Source organism: Kribbella sp. NPDC023855, assembly GCF_040639475.1.
Lineage (GTDB): Bacteria > Actinomycetota > Actinomycetes > Propionibacteriales > Kribbellaceae > Kribbella.
This window is the reverse complement of the sequence record NZ_JBFAAA010000014.1, coordinates 34492-53258: the sequence shown is the minus strand read 5'-3', so window position 1 is coordinate 53258 and position 18767 is coordinate 34492. Positions and strand designations below refer to the sequence as shown.

20 protein-coding genes are annotated in these 18767 nt (G+C 67.3%); 7 read left to right on the top strand and 13 right to left on the bottom strand.

What is annotated here, in order from left to right:
• Window positions 1-89: 89 nt before the first annotated feature.
• From AB0F51_RS34000 to AB0F51_RS33980, 5 genes are read right to left on the bottom strand one after another with little or no spacing between them, the layout of a single operon-like run.
• Window positions 90-1133: a Gfo/Idh/MocA family oxidoreductase gene (locus AB0F51_RS34000; protein WP_360286646.1), complete on the bottom strand. Its 1044-nt coding sequence runs from the start codon at window positions 1131-1133 to the stop codon at window positions 90-92.
• On the bottom strand, window positions 1130-2146 hold the full coding sequence (locus AB0F51_RS33995; protein WP_360286643.1) for a Gfo/Idh/MocA family oxidoreductase: 1017 nt from the start codon (window positions 2144-2146) through the stop codon (window positions 1130-1132). Before AB0F51_RS33995 ends, AB0F51_RS34000 begins: the two co-directional genes overlap by 4 nt.
• A 9-nt stretch (window positions 2147-2155) precedes the next feature.
• On the bottom strand, window positions 2156-2995 hold the full coding sequence (locus tag AB0F51_RS33990) for a carbohydrate ABC transporter permease (protein ID WP_360286640.1): 840 nt from the start codon (window positions 2993-2995) through the stop codon (window positions 2156-2158).
• Window positions 2988-3872 carry a sugar ABC transporter permease gene (locus AB0F51_RS33985; protein ID WP_360286637.1) on the bottom strand — a complete coding sequence of 295 codons (885 nt, stop codon included), beginning with the start codon at window positions 3870-3872 and terminating at the stop codon, window positions 2988-2990. The genes AB0F51_RS33990 and AB0F51_RS33985 overlap by 8 nt, the downstream gene beginning before the upstream one ends.
• Window positions 3869-5161, bottom strand: a complete 1293-nt coding sequence (locus AB0F51_RS33980) for a sugar ABC transporter substrate-binding protein (RefSeq protein WP_360286634.1) — start codon at window positions 5159-5161, stop codon at window positions 3869-3871. The genes AB0F51_RS33985 and AB0F51_RS33980 overlap by 4 nt, the downstream gene beginning before the upstream one ends.
• A 243-nt stretch (window positions 5162-5404) precedes the next feature.
• Here AB0F51_RS33980 and glgX point away from each other — a divergent pair, with 243 nt between their 5' ends.
• The 4 genes from glgX (at window position 5405) to AB0F51_RS33960 (ending at window position 10031) form a co-directional block, all read left to right on the top strand.
• Window positions 5405-7441, top strand: coding sequence for a glycogen debranching protein GlgX (gene glgX / locus AB0F51_RS33975; protein WP_360287023.1), 2037 nt, complete (start codon window positions 5405-5407; stop codon window positions 7439-7441).
• A gap of 11 nt (window positions 7442-7452) precedes the next feature.
• On the top strand, window positions 7453-7905 hold the full coding sequence (locus AB0F51_RS33970; protein WP_360286631.1) for an Lrp/AsnC family transcriptional regulator: 453 nt from the start codon (window positions 7453-7455) through the stop codon (window positions 7903-7905).
• Between the two features lie 123 nt (window positions 7906-8028).
• Window positions 8029-9066, top strand: a complete 1038-nt coding sequence (locus AB0F51_RS33965) for an alpha/beta hydrolase-fold protein (RefSeq protein ID WP_360287021.1) — start codon at window positions 8029-8031, stop codon at window positions 9064-9066.
• 149 nt (window positions 9067-9215) lie between these two features.
• Window positions 9216-10031, top strand: coding sequence for an SGNH/GDSL hydrolase family protein (locus AB0F51_RS33960; RefSeq protein WP_360286628.1), 816 nt, complete (start codon window positions 9216-9218; stop codon window positions 10029-10031).
• Here AB0F51_RS33960 and AB0F51_RS33955 read toward each other — a convergent pair.
• The 5 genes from AB0F51_RS33955 to AB0F51_RS33935 all read right to left on the bottom strand — a co-directional run bounded on the left by AB0F51_RS33955 (window position 10015) and on the right by AB0F51_RS33935 (window position 13400).
• Window positions 10015-11277, bottom strand: coding sequence for an aspartyl protease family protein (locus tag AB0F51_RS33955; protein ID WP_360286625.1), 1263 nt, complete (start codon window positions 11275-11277; stop codon window positions 10015-10017). The two genes, AB0F51_RS33960 and AB0F51_RS33955, sit on opposite strands and share 17 nt — an antisense overlap.
• A 41-nt stretch (window positions 11278-11318) precedes the next feature.
• Entirely contained in the window at window positions 11319-11789 is a 471-nt protein-coding gene (locus AB0F51_RS33950) for a hypothetical protein (protein ID WP_360286622.1), read from the bottom strand.
• Window positions 11786-12283 (bottom strand): RNA polymerase sigma factor, encoded by a 498-nt coding sequence (locus AB0F51_RS33945; RefSeq protein WP_360286619.1) that lies wholly within the window; start codon window positions 12281-12283, stop codon window positions 11786-11788. Before AB0F51_RS33945 ends, AB0F51_RS33950 begins: the two co-directional genes overlap by 4 nt.
• Window positions 12280-12699 (bottom strand): DUF3995 domain-containing protein, encoded by a 420-nt coding sequence (locus AB0F51_RS33940; protein ID WP_360286616.1) that lies wholly within the window; start codon window positions 12697-12699, stop codon window positions 12280-12282. Before AB0F51_RS33940 ends, AB0F51_RS33945 begins: the two co-directional genes overlap by 4 nt.
• An 80-nt stretch (window positions 12700-12779) precedes the next feature.
• A complete protein-coding gene (locus AB0F51_RS33935; RefSeq protein ID WP_360286613.1) occupies window positions 12780-13400 on the bottom strand; it encodes a PadR family transcriptional regulator in 621 nt (206 codons plus the stop codon).
• Between the two features lie 89 nt (window positions 13401-13489).
• Here AB0F51_RS33935 and AB0F51_RS33930 point away from each other — a divergent pair, with 89 nt between their 5' ends.
• Window positions 13490-14338 (top strand): MerR family transcriptional regulator, encoded by an 849-nt coding sequence (locus AB0F51_RS33930; RefSeq protein ID WP_360286610.1) that lies wholly within the window; start codon window positions 13490-13492, stop codon window positions 14336-14338.
• Window positions 14338-15210, top strand: a complete 873-nt coding sequence (locus AB0F51_RS33925) for a transglutaminase domain-containing protein (protein ID WP_360286607.1) — start codon at window positions 14338-14340, stop codon at window positions 15208-15210. The genes AB0F51_RS33930 and AB0F51_RS33925 overlap by 1 nt, the downstream gene beginning before the upstream one ends.
• Window positions 15211-15256: 46 nt before the next feature.
• Here AB0F51_RS33925 and AB0F51_RS33920 read toward each other — a convergent pair whose 3' ends face one another.
• Window positions 15257-15583, bottom strand: a complete 327-nt coding sequence (locus AB0F51_RS33920; protein WP_360286604.1) for a hypothetical protein — start codon at window positions 15581-15583, stop codon at window positions 15257-15259.
• Between the two features lie 163 nt (window positions 15584-15746).
• Window positions 15747-17219 carry a DUF222 domain-containing protein gene (locus AB0F51_RS33915; protein WP_360286601.1) on the bottom strand — a complete coding sequence of 491 codons (1473 nt, stop codon included), beginning with the start codon at window positions 17217-17219 and terminating at the stop codon, window positions 15747-15749.
• A 289-nt stretch (window positions 17220-17508) separates the two neighbouring features.
• Between AB0F51_RS33915 and AB0F51_RS33910 the strand changes: the two genes are divergently transcribed.
• A complete protein-coding gene (locus AB0F51_RS33910) occupies window positions 17509-17991 on the top strand; it encodes a YfbM family protein (protein ID WP_360286598.1) in 483 nt (160 codons plus the stop codon).
• Here the strand turns inward: AB0F51_RS33910 and AB0F51_RS33905 are convergent, their stop codons facing one another.
• On the bottom strand, window positions 17992-18573 hold the full coding sequence (locus tag AB0F51_RS33905) for a dihydrofolate reductase family protein (RefSeq protein WP_360286595.1): 582 nt from the start codon (window positions 18571-18573) through the stop codon (window positions 17992-17994). It lies immediately after the preceding gene.
• Window positions 18574-18767: the final 194 nt, after the last annotated feature.

Sequence of the window (18767 nt, the reverse complement as noted above, 5' to 3'; positions counted from 1 at the left end):
ACCAGCTCCTCGTGTCGTGTACTACCCGCGGGTCACATCCCCGGCACGGTACCGGACCAGTGCCCGCGCTTGTACTACGGGGAGGCCGGTCACACGTCGACGGGTTGGCCTGAAGCCACTGAGCGGCGAGCCGCGTCCACGATGCGAAGGGTGCGGAGACCCACCGCTCCGTCGGGCTGCGGGACGACCGCGGGCGCAGTACCGGGAACTGCCGGACCAGAGGCCCGTACTGCGGTGAGGAACTCGGCAAGCATCATCGCGTCGAGATCACCCCCGACCGGCAGGAACACCTCGCCCGACGCGTCGGTGCCCCCGACATGCGACTGGAACGGCGCGATCTCCACCGAACCGTTCGTCCCCGTCACCTGCAGTGTCACGCCACCCCACGTCGGCCCGTTGTCCGGCACACTCCAGGAGCAGTCGATCGTTGCCAACAGCCCGTTTTTGTAGGTGATCGTGACGAGCCCGCCGGTCTCCACCGTCACACCCTTGTCCTGGTGCAACACGTGGTTGGCGACGGCGTGCACGCGCGCAGCCTCCACCCCACCGGTCAGCCCGTCGATGAGGTCCGCACAGTGCACCGTGTGGTCAACCAGCGCTCCCCCGCCGGCCAGCGAAGCGTCGGTGAACCACTGCCGCTGCGCGTAAGGGATCTTCCCGTTATTCGTCCCGAGTACGGCGAAAACATCCCCGAGCCGCCCCGCGTCGACCGACGCCCGCAGCCGCCCGTACGACGGCGCGAAGCGCACCGGGTACGCCGTCATGAGGATCACCCCGGCCGCCTCGCAAGCAGCGAGCATCGCCTCGCCGTCAGCCACCTCGGTCGCCAGCGGCTTCTCGCACAGCACGTGAGCCCCGACCGCGGCGGCCCGTTCCACGAGTCCACGGTGCAGGGCGTTCTCCGAGGTCACGACCACAGCGTCGGGACCCCAGGCAAACAACTCGTCGTAAGAGTTGACATATGGCACACCGACAGCCGCGGCGAAGTCGGCGCCGCGCGGGCCGGCGTCAGGCGCCGCGGCACCGTCCGGATCCGACGACATCACCTCGATGTCAGGCATCGAGCCGAGCAGCCGCGCGTACGACGCAGCGTGGGTGTGGGCGAACGACGCCAGAGCTACCTTCAGAGTCATTTCGCCACTCCCGCCGGATTGAAAACACTCATGTCCACAGCCAGGCCGGTTTCCATCGACTCCCGCGCGGCCTCGGCCAGGTAGACGGCAGCCGCGCCATCGGCAGCGACGACCCGCGGCTCCGGACCACCCCTCAACGCAGCGGCGAGTTCACGCAACTGGGTCAGATATGGGCTCTCGTAGAGCGTCGACGACGGGATGAGCAGGTCTCCCCCAGCCGATCCCGCCTGCAGCTCCTCGGAGTACCCGGTGTCCTTGTCGGAGGTGTACTCGAGCACGCCCTCGGAGCCCGCGATCGAGAAGCCGGTCTTGAACGGCGTACCGACCGCGCCCCAGGTCGCTCGCAAGTGGCTGATCGCGCCACCCTCGTGCGTCAGCGTCACATGAGCCGCCACGTTGACCGGGCTGATTCCGTCCACGGTCGGCGGGCTCTGTACGGCGTACACGCTGGTCACCTCGCCGCAGAGCCAGCGGGCCTGGTCCAGGTCGTGCACCATCAGGTCCATGATCACGCCGCCCGAGCGCGCGACCTCGCGGTACCAGCCTGCGCCGGCCGGTGACGACGCCTGACGGAAGAACCGCGCGACGGCGACCTTGCCGATCTTCCCGGCGACCACAGCGGAGTGCGCTGCGACGTACTCCGGGAAGTACCGCACCACGTGCGCCGGATAGATCCGTACGCCGGCAGCGGCCGCCGCTGCGGACAGCTCGTGAGCGTCGGCGGCGACCAGCGCGAGCGGCTTCTCGCAGATGACGTCGCGGCCGGCCTTGATCGCGGCGAGCGCGATCTCCTTGTGCGTCGCGGACGGCGTGACGATGTCGACGAAGTCCACCGCGGCCAGCAGGCCGTCGAGGGTCGGCGCCACCTCCAGCCCGTACTGCGCCGCGAGTTCCGCGGCGCCCGCGGCCGAGTGCACCAGCACCCGCGCGCCCAGCGCCTTCCAGGCCGCGACGTGAACGTGCGCGATGTTGCCCGCGCCGATCAGCCCGACCGTCAGGTCAGAGTCAGACATGACTGTCCTTTACTTGAGTCCGGAGAAGGCTATGCCTTCGACGACGCGACGCTGCAGAACGACGAAGAGGATCAGGATCGGCAGCATGGCCATCAGCGCCGCTGCCATCATCACGCCCGGCGAGATGCTGCCCTGATATCCACTCAGGGTGGCGAGCCCGACCGCAAGGGGCATCTCATTCGGGGACGAGGTGACCACGAGCGGCCAGAGCAGATCGGCCCACGACGCCAGCACGGTGATGATCGCCAGCGAGATGAGCCCGGGCTTGGCCACCGGCAGGACGACCTTCCAGAAGGTCTGCCACGGGTTGCAGCCGTCCAGCCGCGCGGCCTCCTCCAGCTCGGCCGGGATCGACTTGAAGAACTGCATCATCAAGAAGGTGCCGAACGCGCTGAAGACGCCCGGCGCGATGATGCCCTGGATCGTGTTCAGCCAGCCGAGCTGCTGCACGATCTGGTACTGCGGGATCAGGTACACCTGGCTGGGCACCATCAGGATGGACAGGATCAGTCCGAGCATCAGGCCCTTGAACCGGAACGACATCCGGGCGAACGCGTAGCCGGCCATCGAGCACAGCACCAGCTGCCCGACCGTCCGGCCGACCGTGACCGCGACCGACACCCAGAACTGGTCCAGGAACGGCAGCCGGTCGAACACCTCGGTGAAGTTGCTCCACTCCAGGCCCTTCGGCAGCAGGTCCGGTGGCACCGCCTGGATCTCCGCGTTGCTGGAGAACGCCAGCTTCACCTGCCACAGGAACGGAAACATCATCACCAGGCTGCCGAGGACCAGGACCACGTGGGCCAGCCGGTTGCTGCCCAGCCGCTGCTGGTCGGCGCGCTTAGTCATAGGTCACCCACCTGCGCTGGAAACGGAACTGGAACAGGGTCAGCAGACCGACCACCAAGAGGATCAGTACTGCGACCGCGGCGGCGTACCCGCGATCGTTGCCGACGAACGCGGCGTCGTAGAACAGGAACACCAGCGACTGCGTCTTCGGCATCACCGGGTTGGTCGGCCCGAGCAGTGCGAACAGCTGGTCGAACAGCTGGAACCCGGCGATCGTGGTGATCACTGACAGGAAGAAGATCGACGGCGTCAGCAGCGGCACGGTGATGGACCGGAACTGCTGGGCCGAGCCGGCGCCGTCCAGCGACGCCGCCTCGTACAGCTCGGGCGGGATGCCCTTCAGCCCGGCCGACAACACGATCATGTTGAAGCCGATCGACATCCACAGCCCGAGCAGCGCGACCGCGATCAACGCGAACCACGGCTCGGTGATCCAGGACGGCCCGTCGACCCCGAACACGCCGAGCGCCTGGTTCAGGACGCCGTACTCGCCGTTGTAGATGATCCGCCAGACCAGTGAGATGGCCGTCGGCATCGCGACGTACGGGAGGAAGAAGAGGGTCCGGTAGACCATCGCGCCCTTCAGTCCCGGCCGGTTCAGCAGGCTCGCGAACAGCACCGCGAGCGGGATGCCGAGCAGGACGATCGCCGTGTAGACGACGGTGTTGACGATCGCCCGGTAGACCTCGGCGTCACCGACCAGCGTGCTGTAGTTCGCCGCACCGACCCAGGTCGCGCCACCGAACGGGCCGGTCTCGGTGAAGCTGTCGTACAGCGTCTTCACCAAGGGCCACAGGTAGAAGACCAGCACACCCAGGAAGGTCGGCAGGACGAAGAGCCACGGCCACTTACCGTCGGCCGAACGCGCCTTGCTCACTTCTTCTCTTTGCCCAGTGCCTCGTCCATCTTGGTCGCGATCTGCGGGGCGACCTCGGACATCGGCTTGTCACCACCGAACGCCGGTACCAGCTCGTCGGTCTCGAGCTTGTTCCAGACACCGGTGTCCTTCGAGACCGGGTACGGCTCGGCGTACTGCTCGGCGGCCTCGATGTAGGTCTTCAGGTTGTACTGCGGGGCGCTGTTGACGAAGTCGGTCTGCGTTCCCGTGTACGCCGGGTTCGCGGCGCCGGCCTTGGCCTGGATCAGAGCCGCGTCCTTGCCACCGAGGAAGGCCAGGAAGGCGGCTGCCGCCTCGGGGTTCTTCGACTTCGCGCTCATCACGTTGGCGATGCCGTGGATGACGGTCTTGCGGCCGCCGCTCGGTGCCTTCGGCAGCGGTACCACGGTGAAGTCGTTCTTGTGCGGCGACTTGAGCGCGGCCGAGACGACCCAGTTGCCGTTCCACATCATCGCGGCCTTGCCGTCGAAGAACCGGTCCTGGCTCTTCGTCTCGGCGTTCTGCGCCGCGTTCGGGGTGAAGCCGCCCTTGACCAGGTCGGACCAGAACTGCAGCGCCTCGATCGACTTCGGGTCGGAGTATCCGGACTTGCCGTCCTTGATCACGTACCCGCCGTTGCTCAGCATCGCCGGGTAGAAGTCGGACTGGTTGCCGAGCGTGTCACCGGTGGCCCAGATGCCCTTCGGCCCGAGCGCGGCCTTCAGCTTCACCGCGGCGGCCTTGTAGTCGTTCCAGGTCCACTCGGCAGTGGGCGGAGCGACCTTGGCGTCGGCGAACAACTTCTTGTTGTACCAAAGCGCGATCGTGTCGAAATCCTTCGGTACGCCGTACTGCTTGCCGTCGAGCGTGTAGAGCTCGTTCAGCGCCTTCGGGTAGTTGGCCGGATCGACCTGCTTGGCCTCGACCAGCCCGTCGAGGGTGGCGAGCTGCTTGTTCGAGGCGAACAGCTGGAAGTTCGGGCCGTTCATCCAGAACACGTCGGGCAGGTTGTCCGACGAGCCCTGCGTCTTCAGCTTGGTGAAGTACTGGTCGAAGGTGGCCAGCGAGATCGACACCTTCACGTCCGGGTACTTCTGGTTGAACGCCTTGACGATCTCCTGCATCGCGGGCTGCTGGTTGACGTCCCAGATCGCGTAGGTGAGGTCGCCCTTCACCTTGGCCGGGTCGTCGGGGACCTTGGCGGCTCCCTCGCTGCCGGAGTTGCCTCCGCAGGCGGTCAGGGCCAGCGCGGCGAGCGCGACCCCGGCTACGACGGACGAAATTCGCATACTGTCTCCTCGGGAAACCTGTTACCGAGCCGGTCCACATCACGTAATTTAGTAACGTTCCTACGTTTGTATCAGTGCGCGTCGGTGTTCGCAAGGCGCATCTCATGAACATAATCGTCATCGTTACGCTCATGTTGCGACTCCCCTGCGGCGTGTTTGACCTGTCATGGGCACAATGTGCCGGTGACCGAAGCCACCGCCGCCCCGAACGCGCTCGGCCCCACTCCCGATCCGGACTACCGGTTGGGCGCGGTGGTCCAGCCCGATGGCACGACGTTCACCGTCTGGGCACCCGCCGCCGAGCGGGTCGAGCTGACGCTGCTCGGCGATGACGGGAGCCAGCGCAACCTGGATCTCACCCACACCGGCGAGTACTGGACCGGGTTCGTGGGCGGAGTCGGGCACGGCCAGCGGTACGGGTACCGGGTGCACGGGCCGTTCGACCCGACCCACGGACTGCGGTTCAACCCGGCGAAGCTGCTGCTCGACCCCTACGCTCGCGCGGTCGACGGGTCGCTCGACTTCGGCAGCCCACTGATCTACGACTCCTCCCAAGGCGACTCGGCCGGGCACGTGCCGGTCGGTGTGGTCGTCGCCGACTCCGAGCCGCCGCCCCCGATCAGCCGGCCGGTCCCCTGGACCGAGACGGTGATCTACGAGCTCCACGTCAAGGGCTTCACCAAGCTGCACCCCGACGTACCGGAGCACCAGCGCGGCACGTACGCCGGTCTGGCGCACCCGTCCGTGATCAACTATCTGACCGACCTGGGGATCACCTCGGTCGAGTTGCTGCCGATCCACCACTTCCTGACCGAGCCGGCGATCGCCGCGCGCGGGCTGCCCAACTACTGGGGCTACAACTCGCTCAACTACTTCGCGCCGCACGCGCCGTACTCGTCGGCAGGGTCGTTGGGCGAGCAGGTGGCGGAGTTCAAGGCGATGGTGGCCGCGTTCCACGCCGCGGGCATCGAGGTGATCCTCGACGTCGTCTACAACCACACGGCCGAGGGCGGTTTCGACGGGCCGAGCCTGAGCTTCCGCGGGCTCGACAACCGGGCGTACTACCGGTTGACGCAGGGTGGCGCCATGTACGACGTCACCGGTACCGGCAACTCGGTCGACACGTCGCACCCGCAGGTCCGCCGGCTGGTGATGGACTCGCTGCGGTACTGGGTCGAGGAGATGGGCGTCGACGGGTTCCGGTTCGACCTGGCCGTGACGCTGATCCGCAACGAGCGGCACGAGGTCGACACGGTCAACCATCCCTTCCTCGCCGAGGTCGCGGCCGACCCGGTGCTCGGCCGGGTCAAGCTGATCTCCGAACCGTGGGACGTCGGCAATTTCGGCTATCAGGTCGGCAACTTCGGCATCCCGTGGTCGGAGTGGAACGGCAAGTACCGCGACTCGGTGCGCGACATCTGGCGCACCTCGTCGTACGGCGTACAGGACCTCGCCTACCGGCTGTCCGGCTCGAGCGACCTGTACGGCGACGACGGCCGGTACCCGTACGCGTCGATCAACTTCGTCACGGCGCACGACGGTTTCACCCTGCGCGACCTGGTCTCCTACAACCACAAGCACAACGAGCTGAACCGCGAGGACAATCGCGACGGCACCGACGACAACCGGTCCTGGAACTGCGGGGTCGAGGGCGAGACCGACGATCCCGCGGTGATCGCCTTGCGCAAACGCCAGATGGCGAACCTGATGGCGACGCTGGTGCTGTCGACCGGCGTACCGATGATCACCGCCGGCGACGAGTGCGGGCGGACGCAGCACGGCAACAACAACGCGTACTGCCAGGACAACGAGACATCGTGGTTCGACTGGTCGCTGCCTGCTGCCTGGCCGGATCAGCTGGCTCTGACGAAGAAGCTCTTGGCCCTGCGTGCCGCGCACCCAGCTTTGCGGCAGTGGCACTACTTCTCGGGTCAGCCCGTGGTTCCCGGTGGTCGCAAGGACCTGTCCTGGATCGCACCGCACGGCGGCGAGATGACCGAGGCCGACTGGCACGACGGCAACCTGCGCACCATCGGCATGTTCCTGGCCGGTGACGCGCTCCGCGGAACTGATGCCGAGGGCAACGTTCCGGTCGACAACTCGTTCCTGCTCGCCCTCAACGCAACGGCCGAGACCCGCGACGTCGTCGTACCGGACGCGTCGTGGGCACCGGCGTACGAGGTCGTCCTCGACACCAGCGGGAGCGGAGCGACCGAGGTCGAAGCCAACGCCGTCGTCCCGCTCGCCCCACGCTGCCTGGTGCTGCTGCGCGCGCTCTGATGGGTGATCGGATGCCGACGGAACTGGATCAGGTGGACCGGAAGATCCTCCGGCTGGTCGCCGCGCGCGGGCGGATCAGTCACGAGGAGATCGCGCGGACGGTGCACGTCTCCCGGCCTGCCGTTCATGAACGGGTCAAGCGGCTGGAGCAGCAGGGTGTCATCAAGGGGTATCGGGCGATCGTGGACTGGGCCGCTCTGGGGCTCGGCTTGTGCGCCTTCGTCTCGGTCCAGGCTGATCACGCGCGGCTGACCACGATCATCGGCCGGCTGTTCGAGGTGTCCACGCCGAACGCCATGGTGGAGGAATGCCATCGGGTGACCGGCCAGTGGTGCGCCTTGCTGAAGGTCCGCGCGGCGTCGACGCTGGAGCTGCAGCAGTTGCTCGACGCAATCATGTCCGTGGACGGCGTCCAGGAGGTCGTCACCACCATCGTGCTCAGCTCGGCCGAGGCGACCGGCTGACGATTCGTCGGCTTGCGGGTGGCGGCCAGGCACTTGCGTCCGGCAACAACCGACGAAACGTAGGAGTTCGGCCGAGCGGCCCCGCGCGGGCACCGGATCCACCTACAGTCCCATCTCGTGACGATGCCCTGGTCCGCAGAGCTGCGCGGACGATTCGACCAGGCCGTGATCGACAGCGTGTTGCTGCGCGGCAATCCGCTCGGCGATCCCCACCAGCGGCCGCTGCTCGTGTACTTGCCACCCGGCTACGACGAGGACCGCGGCCGACGGTACCCGGTCATCTATGTCACGCCGGGATACAGCGGGCATGCCGGCATGTGGTTCAACCGGACGCCCTTCCGGCAGCCGTTTCCCGAACTCGTCGACGCCTTGTTCACCGGCGACGACGTACCGCCCGCGATCGTGGTCTTCGCCGACGGCTGGACGGCGTACGGCGGGAGCCAGTTCCTGGACTCGCCCGGCACTGGCCGCTACCACTCCTATCTGTGCGACGAGATCGTGCCCTGGGTCGATGCGCGCTACCGCACTCTTGCGGACCGCGATCACCGAGCACTGGCCGGCAAGAGCACCGGCGGCTACTGCGCGATGGTCACCTCGATGCTGCGACCGGACTTGTTCGGCGCGCTCGCCAGCCACGCGGGCGACGCCCTGTTCGACGTCGGCTACCGCGCCGAGCTGATCCGCCGGTCCCGCCTGCTGCGCGACCTGTACGACGGCTCGTACGTGCGCTTTCTCGCCGACTTCCGGGCCCGCTCTGCAGCCAGGTCCGTCATCAGGCCGGCTGATCTCGAACTGATCGAGGTCTACGCCTACGCGTCGGCGTACTCCGCTGACGAGGACGGCACCGTGCGGATTCCCTTCGACGACACCGGCGCGATGGTGCCCGCGATCTGGGATCGCTGGCTGGCCTGGGATCCGGTGGTGATGGCGGGCCAACCCGTCTACAGCGAGGCCCTGCGATCGCTCCGCGCGATCTGGATCGACGCGGGCGACAAGGACGAGTACTACCTCGACCTCGGTGCTACCGCGTTCCGGCGCGCGCTCGCCACCGCCGGCGTACCGGATGATCGCATCCACTTCGAACTCTTCGACGGCGGCCACGGCGGCATCGACTACCGCTATCCGCTCGCCCTGACCTGGCTCCTCGAACGGATCGCCTAGTTCGGGATGGTGCTCGGCGGCGAGCGGGGCTGGTGAGTCTCGTCACCAGGTCTGTTCACCTTGTGCCTGTACCTTCGCTCGTCACCAACTGTTCACGTCCGGGTCACCTCTGGTGCTCCGGCACTGGGGTGATGTCTGGAGGGGCCTGGATGGCTTTACTGGGAGCGGCCGAACGGCACTACGAACGCAGCGAGCACGACCACACGACGCCGATCGGTGTCCTGCATCAGCTGGTGGTGCGGTGGGGTGATGCCGAGCGGACGACGTCCCGGCGGGCCTTTCGGCGGTGGTGTGACGGCGTCGCATTTGTTGACGTCCAGGCCCGGACTTATGCCGAATTCTGGACTCGGCAGAACGAGACCGCTCGCGTTGGCGACGGCCCGCTCTGGGTGGTGCTCGGCGACTCGACAGCTCAAGGCCTCGGTGCGAGTTCACCGCTTCACGGGTATGTCGGCCAGGCTTTGGAGCTCTTGAACGGCCGCTCCGAACGGCCGTGGCGCGTGCTCAACCTCTCCCGCGCCGGTGCTCAGGCCGCTCACGTCCTGCACGACCAACTACCTCTCCTCGACAAGCTGGACGCTGAACCAGCACTGGTGACCTGCGGCATCGGCAGCAACGACATCCTGGGCACCGCACCGAAGAAGGTGCACAGCAACCTGCGCGACTTGATCCGTCGTCTGCCGTCCTCCTCGGTGATGATGGACCTGCTGCTGCCGGATCGCTTCTGGGCAGTCGGCGGTCTCTGCAGCCCATACGTCGCGAGCATCAACCGGACGATCCACTCCACGGCCAGAGAACGCGGCCTGCCGGTCGCCGAGGTCTCCCGCCACGTCCGCCCGCCGTGGCGCGGCAAGCTCGCCCCCGACCTGTTCCACCCAAACGACGCCGGCTACCGCTACCAGTCCAACGCCTTACTGGCCGCCCTCCCGACAACGCTGACGCGTAGTACTAGTCCTGCTTTGTGATGGAGAAGGTCATCGCGCTGTAGTCGAAGGTGATGGCGTATGGCTTGAAGAACTCGTGGCTGAAGTTGCCGATGCTCTCGAAGCCGAACAGCTGTCGCCACGGCCAGGGACCGGCGAGGCCGGGAAGGTTGCGGCCGACGACGCGACCGGGACTGACCCGAGCGGGTTTGATCGGATAGAAGCCAGGAAAGGCCGGGTGCTCGTAGTCGATCTCGATGCCGGCTCGTTGCGCACTCTGCTCCGTTGCCAGGATGCCGAGTCCGATGCCGCCGGTGTCGAGGGAGACGACCCGCGGGCCGTAGTCGTTCAGGCTGCCGAGGGTGGCGGGGATGTGGTCGGAGACCAGCCAGAGCGGCAGGCGTTCGGCGGGTCGATGCGGCAGCCGTTCGGTCTTGCGGCGAAGGATCAGTGCCTGGTTGCGATAGTCCATCGTGGCGAGGAAGTGATAGAGCAGGGTGGTGCCGATGACACCGGCAGGCTTGGTGCCGTCGGGCAGCAGCGGCACCCGCAGGTCGTACCAGACGACGGGCACGTTCCGCATCACGATGTCGCCGACCCGGAACGACTCCATCACGCCGTGGTACGTCGTCAGCGTCTGGCCGGCCGGGTGACTGATGCTGGTCGCCACTGCTCGAAGACCAGCCCGCTCGGCAGTCTCCATTGTCAGCGCGAGGGTCGCGCCGGTGTCGATCAGGAAGTTGCCCTTGGCGCCATTCGCGGTGGCCGGTACGGTCGGCAGCGGGTCGAGACAGACGAACGGAACGCGAGACTGCCGCGCACCGCTGAGCTGATAAGAAGCCCCGGTCATGCTCCCGTACTGCGTCGCCAACGCGGCGTCGAACTGGTCGCCAGTACTCCGCAGCAACGGCTCGGCACGGGCAACCTGATCCTGCCGGACAAAGCAGTCCGCCAGGTCCCGCTTCGTGCTCACTTCGCCGGGCGCGAGCTGGATCGCCCGGCTCAGGAAGCGCTCAGCAGCCACGAACCTGTTGGAGAACAACGCAATCCGCCCACGCTGCCCCAACGCATGTGCATCCCGAGGGCTCGGCCGAAGTACGGCTGCGAACGCGCGGTCAGCCTCAGCAAACCACCCCGCCACGAACAACTCATCCGCATCCGCTGAAGGGCTGTTGTTGGAGCTGGGACCTGCGGTCGCAGCAGCCGGGCGGTCCCCGAGGTTGAGGGCCGCGCCGACGGTGACCACACCTGTAGTGCGCAAGAAGTTCCGACGATCGAAGCTGTCCATGTCGCCTACTCAAGCGGGCGACTTGTTTCTCCTCTGTTTGCTCAGAGCCTTGCGGCCAGGCGGTCGAGTGATTTGGTGCTTTCGCGGCGTACTCCGATGGGGACGATTGCGGCTCGGCCGGGGACGCGTACTCCTCCGGTGAGGGCTACCCGGGTGCGGCCGTCTGGTTCTGGCGCGGCTGCCATGCCGATCAGGAGGAAGCGGCTCTGGAGCCAGCACCAGCCGGGGCGGACTGTGCCTTCCAGGCGGGCTTTCATGCCGTAGCGGCTGCGGACCAGCATGCGCACCCGGTCTTCCGCCTGTTCGAGCATCTCGATCTCCTGCATGTCAGGCTGGATCTCGATCAGCGCGCTGCCATCACCCCACATCACGTCCCAGGCGTGGGCCGGGGTCGTGTCGAAGACGCGTTCGGTCACCGCGGCACCTGGGATCGCCGCCGCGAGGGCGCGCAACCGGCGTACGGTGTCGAGGCTGAAGTCCGGCCACTCGGGGTCCGGCCAGTTGTCGGTCATGATGCCCACGCCTTCCGGAAACTCTCCCGGGCCCGATGGAGCCGGGATTTCGCTGTTCCTGCCGGTACTTCGAGCAGCGCTGCCGCGTCCCGCTCGTCCAGGCCTTCCAGGTCGCGCAGGACGAGCAGCGCCCGATGCTCGGGAGACAACCTCGCCAAGGTGTCCCGGATGTCGACTGCCAGCTGTGGGTCATCACGAGCCGGCAGGTCGGCCAGATCCGCGACGACCTGCCGCTGGTCCTGCCGGGCCACCCGGATCGCCTCCCGGATCGCGATCGCCCGGACCCAGCCGAACAGTGCGGCTGGGTCCTTGAGCGTCCGCAGCGATCTGAAGACCGCGACCAGCGCTTCCTGGGCGGCGTCCGGGCCGTTGCTCAAGGCGATCGGCGCGCAGATCCGGCCGACGTACGGCGCGAGCTGGTCGAGCAACTGGCTCATCGCGAGGGTGTCACCACCCTGCGCCGCCCGTACGAGATGCTCCGGATCTTCGATCACGCCGCGAACTCTTCCAGACCGGTTCTCCGCGCCCGAATCAAACCGACGTCGATCGTCAGGAGTGCCAGGCATGCGGGTGTGTAGAGCAAGAGGTTGAGCCAGTAGAACGCAGTACTGGTGTCGCCGAAGGCCCACACCAGGCCCAGCGCCGCTCGGGCGGTCAAGCCGGCGACCAGGCCGGCCACGACGAGTCTCGCTAGCGAGGACCTTCCGGATCGGAGTACTGCGAAGGCGAGCAGCAGATGCAGTGCTGCCAAGGGCAGTACGACCGCTGGAGCGAAGGACACTTCGCGGCCTAGAACGGCTAGCGAGAGTGATCGTTCGTCAGCGGCGGGCCAAGTCGCGCCCGTTGCCCAGTAGAGATGTACAGCCGCGAGCAGGATGTGTGCGCCCGCAGCGAGTTTTCGAGTTCCCATCCCGACCCCTCCTCAGATGTGGGTGGACATCGGGGAAGAGGAGCCGTTCTGCCGAAACGTTCCCTGGTGTGACGCAGGTCTCAGGCTTCGGGAGTCTGCGGGCCGTCGGCCAGCAGGAGGTAGATCGAGCGGCGGGCGTCCGCCAGGATCTTGGCGGCGGCTGCGCGCTGCTCTTCCGAGCCGCTGCGGCCGACCTGCCGGGTTGCGCCGTGCAGTTCCTCGAGCAGTCCGCGCAGATCAGTGGCGGGCTCGGCGCTCGCGAAACCGGCGAACGGGTCGGTCGACGTCTCGCGACGCCCTTCGACGTACTCGCGACCGGCGTCGGTCAGGGTGACGAGCTTGCGGCCGGCCTCGGCGGTCACGCTGACCAGGCCCTCGTCTTCCAGTTGGTTGATGGTCGGGTAGATGGCACCGGGGCTGGGGGTCCAGCGCCCGCCGCTGCGGTCGGCGATCGCCTGCATCAGTTGGTAACCGTGCATCGGCTCGTCGGCAAGCAGCATCAGCACGGCCGTTCGGACATCACCGCGCGGGGCTCGGCCACGGCCTGAGCCACGTCCGGGGCCTCGCCCACCGCGTCCGCGGTGCATCGGCATGCCTTCGCCCATCCGCGGTCCACCGCGGCGGGGGTGATGGTGGCCGCGTCGGCCGCGGCCTCTGAGTTCGTTGGGGGTGTTCATGGAATCCTCCTCGATATTCTTCATGACACTAACGATATATCGCTAGTGTCATGAACGCAAGCCCTCCTCCAGAACTTCACCTTGCCCCTGGGGCAGGGTGTTCACTGAGGTCCATGACGGCGCCACGAGACACCGAGGACGAGCTGACGATCAGCGAGTTCGGCCGCCGGGCCGGTCTGTCGCACAAAGCGCTCCGCCTGTACGACGTGTCGGGGCTGCTCGCCCCGGTCCGGGTCGACCCGGTCAACGGCTATCGCCGGTACGCCGTCAGCCAGCTCGAACGCGCCCGCCGGATCAGCGTGATGCGCCAGCTCGACATGCCGCTGAGCACGATCGCCGAAGTACTGGCCGGCACTGACGCCGAGGGGCTCATCCGGTTGGACCGGTGGTGGGCGGCCGAGCAGGCGACCAACGAGGCGCGCAAGGCGACGCTGGAGTACCTGCGTGATCGGTTGCTCCGGCAGGCCGGTCCTGGGTTGCCGGAGCGACCGGTACTGACTCGCGAAGTACTGGAGACCAAGGTGGCGTCCATCCGGGCCGACACGGACCAGCAGTCGCTGATCGGCGTCATCGTCTCGTCGACGATGCAAATCCTCGCGCATCTCGGCCAGGCCGGCGCTGACCTGCCCGGCACCTCCTGGGTGATCTACCACGGAGCGGTGACGCCGGAGAGCGAGGCCACTGTCGAGGTGTGCGTGCCGTTCACCGGACTGGTGGACCCGGCCGGGCCGATCGCGATCCGGGTCGAGCCGGCGCATAGCGAGGCGTACTGCACGATCACCAAGGACGAGTGCGCCTACCCGCGGATCATGCTCGCCTACGACCTGGTCGAGGACTGGGTCCGGCGCTCCGGCCGGCCGACAACCGGCCCTCCCCGCGAGGTCTACCACCCAGGCTTCCAGCACCTCCCCGGCTCCGCGCCAGCCGTCGACATCGCCCAACCGATCGAAGGACAACCTTGATGGACTACTCGGCCCAGACCCCCTACAGCGATCCAGGCATCCACGCTGCCCTGTTCGACGCGCTGCCGTCGGACATACCCGGCCTGACCGCCGTGATCCGCAACCTGGTCATCCACTACCGCGGCGGCGGCATCGAGTTCACCGGTGATCGCTACGAGGAGATCAACCACCGCTGGGTGGAGGCGATGCTGACCACCGACCAGAAACGCAACGGTACGCCGCTGGCCACGCCCCGCGAACCCGTCGACCGGATCGTCGGGTGCTGCCGCGACTACACCCTGCTGACCGTCTCGGCCCTGCGCCACAAGGGCATCCCGGCCCGCAGCCGGATCGGGTTCTCGAACTACTTCGCCGAGGGGTTCAACCACGACCACGTCGTCACGGAGTACTGGAACGGCGAGCGCTGGGTGATGGTGGACGCGCAGCTCGAGCCTGGTCCGCCCTGGAAGTTCGACCCGGAGGACATGAAGCCAGGCTTCTTCAGGTCGGCGGCCGAGGTGTGGCTCGGGTACCGGTCCGGCGAGCTGGATGGCGATGCCTTCGGCGTGGACCCGGCTTTGCCGATCCGTGGCGGTTGGTTCATCCGCAACTACGTCTTCTTCCAGTTGGCTCATCTGCAGGGTGATGAACTGCTGCTCTGGGACAGCTGGGGCGCGATGTCGGACAACCTGGATGGCGACCTCGACCTGACCGACCAGATCGCTACCCTGCTTGTTGCCTTTGACAACGGAGACGCCGCGGCCGCCGACGAGCTGGCGGGGCGCTACGCCACCGACCCTAACCTGCACCCGGCCGGGCAGGTGCTGCAACTCTCCCCCGCCGGCCACCCACCGGTGACGATCGACCTCAAGACCCGGACGACAGCCGGCTGAACCTGCCCCACGCCGGCGGCTCGCTCGCTCTGCGTCGCTCACGCCACTAGCTCCCGCCCGACCCACGGCGCGCGGGCTCCTCCGTCGCCTGCTTGGTAGAAGCAGTCGGATCGCGCAGGAGCCTGGGCGGCACGGCAACCGCAGACGGCGGACGGCGGGCGGCGGGCGGCGGGCGGCGGACGGCGGACGGCGGACGGCGGACGATGTGCTGCGTGGGGAACTGCCCCACGCCGGCGGCGCGGGCGGGGTGATGGTCTGCGCGGGGATTGGCCCCACGACGGTGGAACCGAAGTGGCGGGCTTTCCATCGACTCCTTGTCCGGACGGTCGGCCAGCCTGGGTGGATTGAGGAGCCACTTCACAGTGGTCGCCATTGGGGTGATTCTCTCCGCAGGATTGGCCGCCTGGGCCGGACAGTGGTCATCATCAGCACCAGGTTGCGGGCGGGCATGGGTCTGGGCGCGCGGGGTGAACGCGCGCTTGGGGGGTGGGTGTTTTCCCCCGGCGGGTGCGGCACCGTCGGCGGGCGCGGGGGGGCTACGGGCCGGCGGAGGGAGTGCCGCTGTCGCCCCAGGGGTCGAGGAGTGCGGTGGCTTCTGGGGTGAGCCAGGACAGGTCTCCGGTACCGGCTTGTACCTTGGGGCGCGAGTCGGGCCGCGGGCTGGATTGTCCGGTGAGGCTCGTGGCGGTTGATGGCCGGTCGGAGTGTTCGGACTGCAGGCTGACGTTGGTCTGCGCTGGGGATGGCGGGTTGAAGTACCTGGACAGGTCGGTCAGGTTCGCTAGGTCGGCGGGACTGATGGCGCCTGCGGTGGTCCAGGTCGGGCGGCCTACTTCGACCACGCCGTGGGTGATCGTGATGGTCCACCGCCCAGCGTGGACGGCGCGGTGGTGGGCGGCGCAGAGCAGGACGAGATTCGTGATCGAGGTCGGGCCGCCGTCGATCCAGTGGATCAGGTGGTGGGCGTGGCATTGCCACGGCGGGGCCTTGCAGACCACGCAGCCTTTGTCGCGCTTGGCCAAAGCCCGCCGGATCGGCCGGGTGACGAAGCGCTGTTCGGTGCCGACGTCCAGCGGCTGGGAGTCTGAGCCGAGCACGATCGGCAAGATCGCAGCGTCACACGCCAGTCGCCGTACGGCGGAGGCGGACAGGTTGTCGCCGTACACCAACTCCCCCACGGCTGGGCCGGTGGCAGTGCGGAGGTCGTCGAAATCGATCGTGATGGTGATGTGCGGAACGCCCGGCCCACCCGACGTGCCAGGGCCGGCGTCGGTGCGGGGTGTGTTGGCGGCGGCGAGGTCCAGAATCAAACTCAAGGCGTCGGCCTGGCGCTTGTCATGCGGGCGGTCCTTCTCACCGTCATCGGTGCGGTGGGGCTTCGACAACCGATTGATCTGGGTGCGGAACTGCTCCGCGTTCTCGCCCGCGAGGTAGCCGGTGAACTTCACGCCGCCGTCGGCCCGGCGCAGGGTAAGAGTTTCCTTGGCGGCGGCGTCGTGTTCAGCGGGTTCGGGGCCGTCGGTGTCCAGCCTGGCCAAGACTTCGCGGCCGAAGTCCAGCAGGTCGTCGGGAGTGAGCAGCTGGGCGGCTTCGATCATCTGCTCCTCGGCGACCCGCAAGAGCTCGTCCGGGACGGACGCCGGGGCTTTGTCCAAGGTGGTGACGATCGCTTCGGCCTGGGCCAGGTTCAACTCCGTAGTACCGGCAGCGTGGGTGGTTTGGCTGGCGGGGTTGGGGAGGGCGGCGGTGATGGCGGCGTAGTTCGGGAGGGCTTTGGCCGTCTTGAGGTCTCGGCGGATCTCGCGGCGGTTGCGGTGGTGACGCAGCGACACGAACTCGACGGTGTCGTGGGCACCGTGTTCGGTTGCCAGGCCGCGCTGATCGAAGTCGGCGACCAACCGCAGACGGTACGTGATCAGAGTGGAGAGGGCAGCGTCGACGGCGTCGAGGGTGGACAGCAGGTCACCGTCACCGAGCCTCGACGGTGGGAGTAGCTGCGTGGTCTCCATGCAGCAAACTCTAGACGCCGCCTCCGACAGTTTCTGTGCTCAGACCGCCTTGTTTACAAGGGGAATCGAGGTTGGCAGGAACTGGCCAAGTTGTGCACAGGGAACCCGAAGCTGTGTACAAAGCGACGGCGGAGACGTGGATGCTGGGGTTTGTCCGGCACCGGCAATTGGGGGCCTGTCCAGCGCAGGCAGCTGTCTGCGCCGGTGACCCACTTACTCCGCTCGCTCATGTCGTACTGCTGCTTGTCGCCCGGCCTTGCCTGACACCGTTGGGTGTGAGGATTTGCGGATGTCGATGATTTGGGAAGGGCGCAGTCTGACTGCTGCGGAGGCGGACGGGCTCAAGGCGGATCCGGAGTTGCTCGAAGAACTCGTCGAGGAGGAGGGGGAAGCGCCGCTTGTCGCCGACCTCGACAAGGCTTGGCACGGACTGCACTGGGTGCTGACGGGAGCCGCCTGGCGCACCGAAGCTCCGCTTGCGCAGGCGATCATGGGTGGCGAGGAATTCGGTGAGGACTGGGGTTACGGCCGGCCGAGATTGCTCGACCCGACCGGAGTGGCTGCGGTCGCGACGGCACTCGGTTCGATCGAGGCGGACGACCTTCGCGCCCGGTTCGATCCCGACGCGATGTCGGCGGCAGAGCTCTACCCCGATGTCTGGGACGAAGAGGGCATTTTCGACAGCTACCTGCTGCCGTACTTCGAAGAGCTGAAGGCGTTGTACGCCCACGCCGCGGCCGAGGGTCGCTGGATGCTGCAAACGCTGACCTGATCACCGGCGTACTCGGTAGCGCAGGTGGGTGGCCTCGGGGGTGTCTACTACGCGGACGACGTCCAACTCGATGCGCCTTGGCAGTACGTCGAAGAGCCGGCGGCCGCTGCCGAAGAGCACGGGGATCTGGTGGATCTGGAGTTCGTCGAGGACTCCGGCTTCTAGGGCAGTCTGGGCGGTGTACGCGCCGTGGACCAGCACGTGTCGATCCCCGGCCGCTTCCTTCGCCTGAGCCATCGCGCTGGCGATTCCGTCGTTGACGTAGGTGACCTTCGGGTACTTCGCGACCGACGGACCCGGCGGCCGGTGACTGGGAACGAAGATCCGTACGCCGTGCCGCTCCCCACCCCAGTGGTCGACCTGCTCGACGGTGTTGCGACCGGCGACGATCGCGCCGTACTGCTCCATCTCGTCGTACACCTCCCCCGCCACCCCGCCCGGACGGCCGAACTCCCCCTCAGGCGTCACGAACCAGGCGTGCAACCGCATGAACTCGTCGCCGCCCGGGTTGTCCGGATTGTCGTTCGGGCCCGCGATGAACCCGTCGAGTGACATCGACATGTAGAGAACAGAGCTGGCCATCGGTCTTCTCCTCGGTGTCTCCGGCGCGGCCGATCCGCGTTCGCACCCTCCATACGAAGAGCGGGTGCCGATATCGACAACAACCCGTCCGGGGTCGGCGACGAGTTTTTGGCCGCAGTACTGCGGGTGAGTGGTTGTGGTCGTCTCTGATCGAATGCTTTCGATCTCTTGTTGCTGTCGCTCGGGGCGGACGA

Excerpts from the sequence above, each read along its gene's own strand:
- AB0F51_RS34000 (WP_360286646.1), bottom strand. The coding sequence starts at position 1,133 with ATGACTCTGAAGGTAGCTCTGGCGTCGTTCGCCCACACCCACGCTGCG.
- AB0F51_RS33995 (WP_360286643.1), bottom strand. The coding sequence starts at position 2,146 with ATGTCTGACTCTGACCTGACGGTCGGGCTGATCGGCGCGGGCAACATC.
- AB0F51_RS33990 (WP_360286640.1), bottom strand. The coding sequence starts at position 2,995 with ATGACTAAGCGCGCCGACCAGCAGCGGCTGGGCAGCAACCGGCTGGCC.
- AB0F51_RS33980 (WP_360286634.1), bottom strand. The coding sequence starts at position 5,161 with ATGCGAATTTCGTCCGTCGTAGCCGGGGTCGCGCTCGCCGCGCTGGCC.
- AB0F51_RS33970 (WP_360286631.1), top strand. The coding sequence starts at position 7,453 with ATGCCGACGGAACTGGATCAGGTGGACCGGAAGATCCTCCGGCTGGTC.
- AB0F51_RS33965 (WP_360287021.1), top strand. The coding sequence starts at position 8,029 with ATGCCCTGGTCCGCAGAGCTGCGCGGACGATTCGACCAGGCCGTGATC.
- AB0F51_RS33960 (WP_360286628.1), top strand. The coding sequence starts at position 9,216 with ATGGCTTTACTGGGAGCGGCCGAACGGCACTACGAACGCAGCGAGCAC.
- AB0F51_RS33955 (WP_360286625.1), bottom strand. The coding sequence starts at position 11,277 with ATGGACAGCTTCGATCGTCGGAACTTCTTGCGCACTACAGGTGTGGTC.
- AB0F51_RS33950 (WP_360286622.1), bottom strand. The coding sequence starts at position 11,789 with ATGACCGACAACTGGCCGGACCCCGAGTGGCCGGACTTCAGCCTCGAC.
- AB0F51_RS33940 (WP_360286616.1), bottom strand. The coding sequence starts at position 12,699 with ATGGGAACTCGAAAACTCGCTGCGGGCGCACACATCCTGCTCGCGGCT.
- AB0F51_RS33935 (WP_360286613.1), bottom strand. The coding sequence starts at position 13,400 with ATGAAGAATATCGAGGAGGATTCCATGAACACCCCCAACGAACTCAGA.
- AB0F51_RS33930 (WP_360286610.1), top strand. The coding sequence starts at position 13,490 with ATGACGGCGCCACGAGACACCGAGGACGAGCTGACGATCAGCGAGTTC.
- AB0F51_RS33925 (WP_360286607.1), top strand. The coding sequence starts at position 14,338 with ATGGACTACTCGGCCCAGACCCCCTACAGCGATCCAGGCATCCACGCT.
- AB0F51_RS33920 (WP_360286604.1), bottom strand. The coding sequence starts at position 15,583 with ATGGCGACCACTGTGAAGTGGCTCCTCAATCCACCCAGGCTGGCCGAC.
- AB0F51_RS33915 (WP_360286601.1), bottom strand. The coding sequence starts at position 17,219 with ATGGAGACCACGCAGCTACTCCCACCGTCGAGGCTCGGTGACGGTGAC.
- AB0F51_RS33910 (WP_360286598.1), top strand. The coding sequence starts at position 17,509 with ATGTCGATGATTTGGGAAGGGCGCAGTCTGACTGCTGCGGAGGCGGAC.
- AB0F51_RS33905 (WP_360286595.1), bottom strand. The coding sequence starts at position 18,573 with ATGGCCAGCTCTGTTCTCTACATGTCGATGTCACTCGACGGGTTCATC.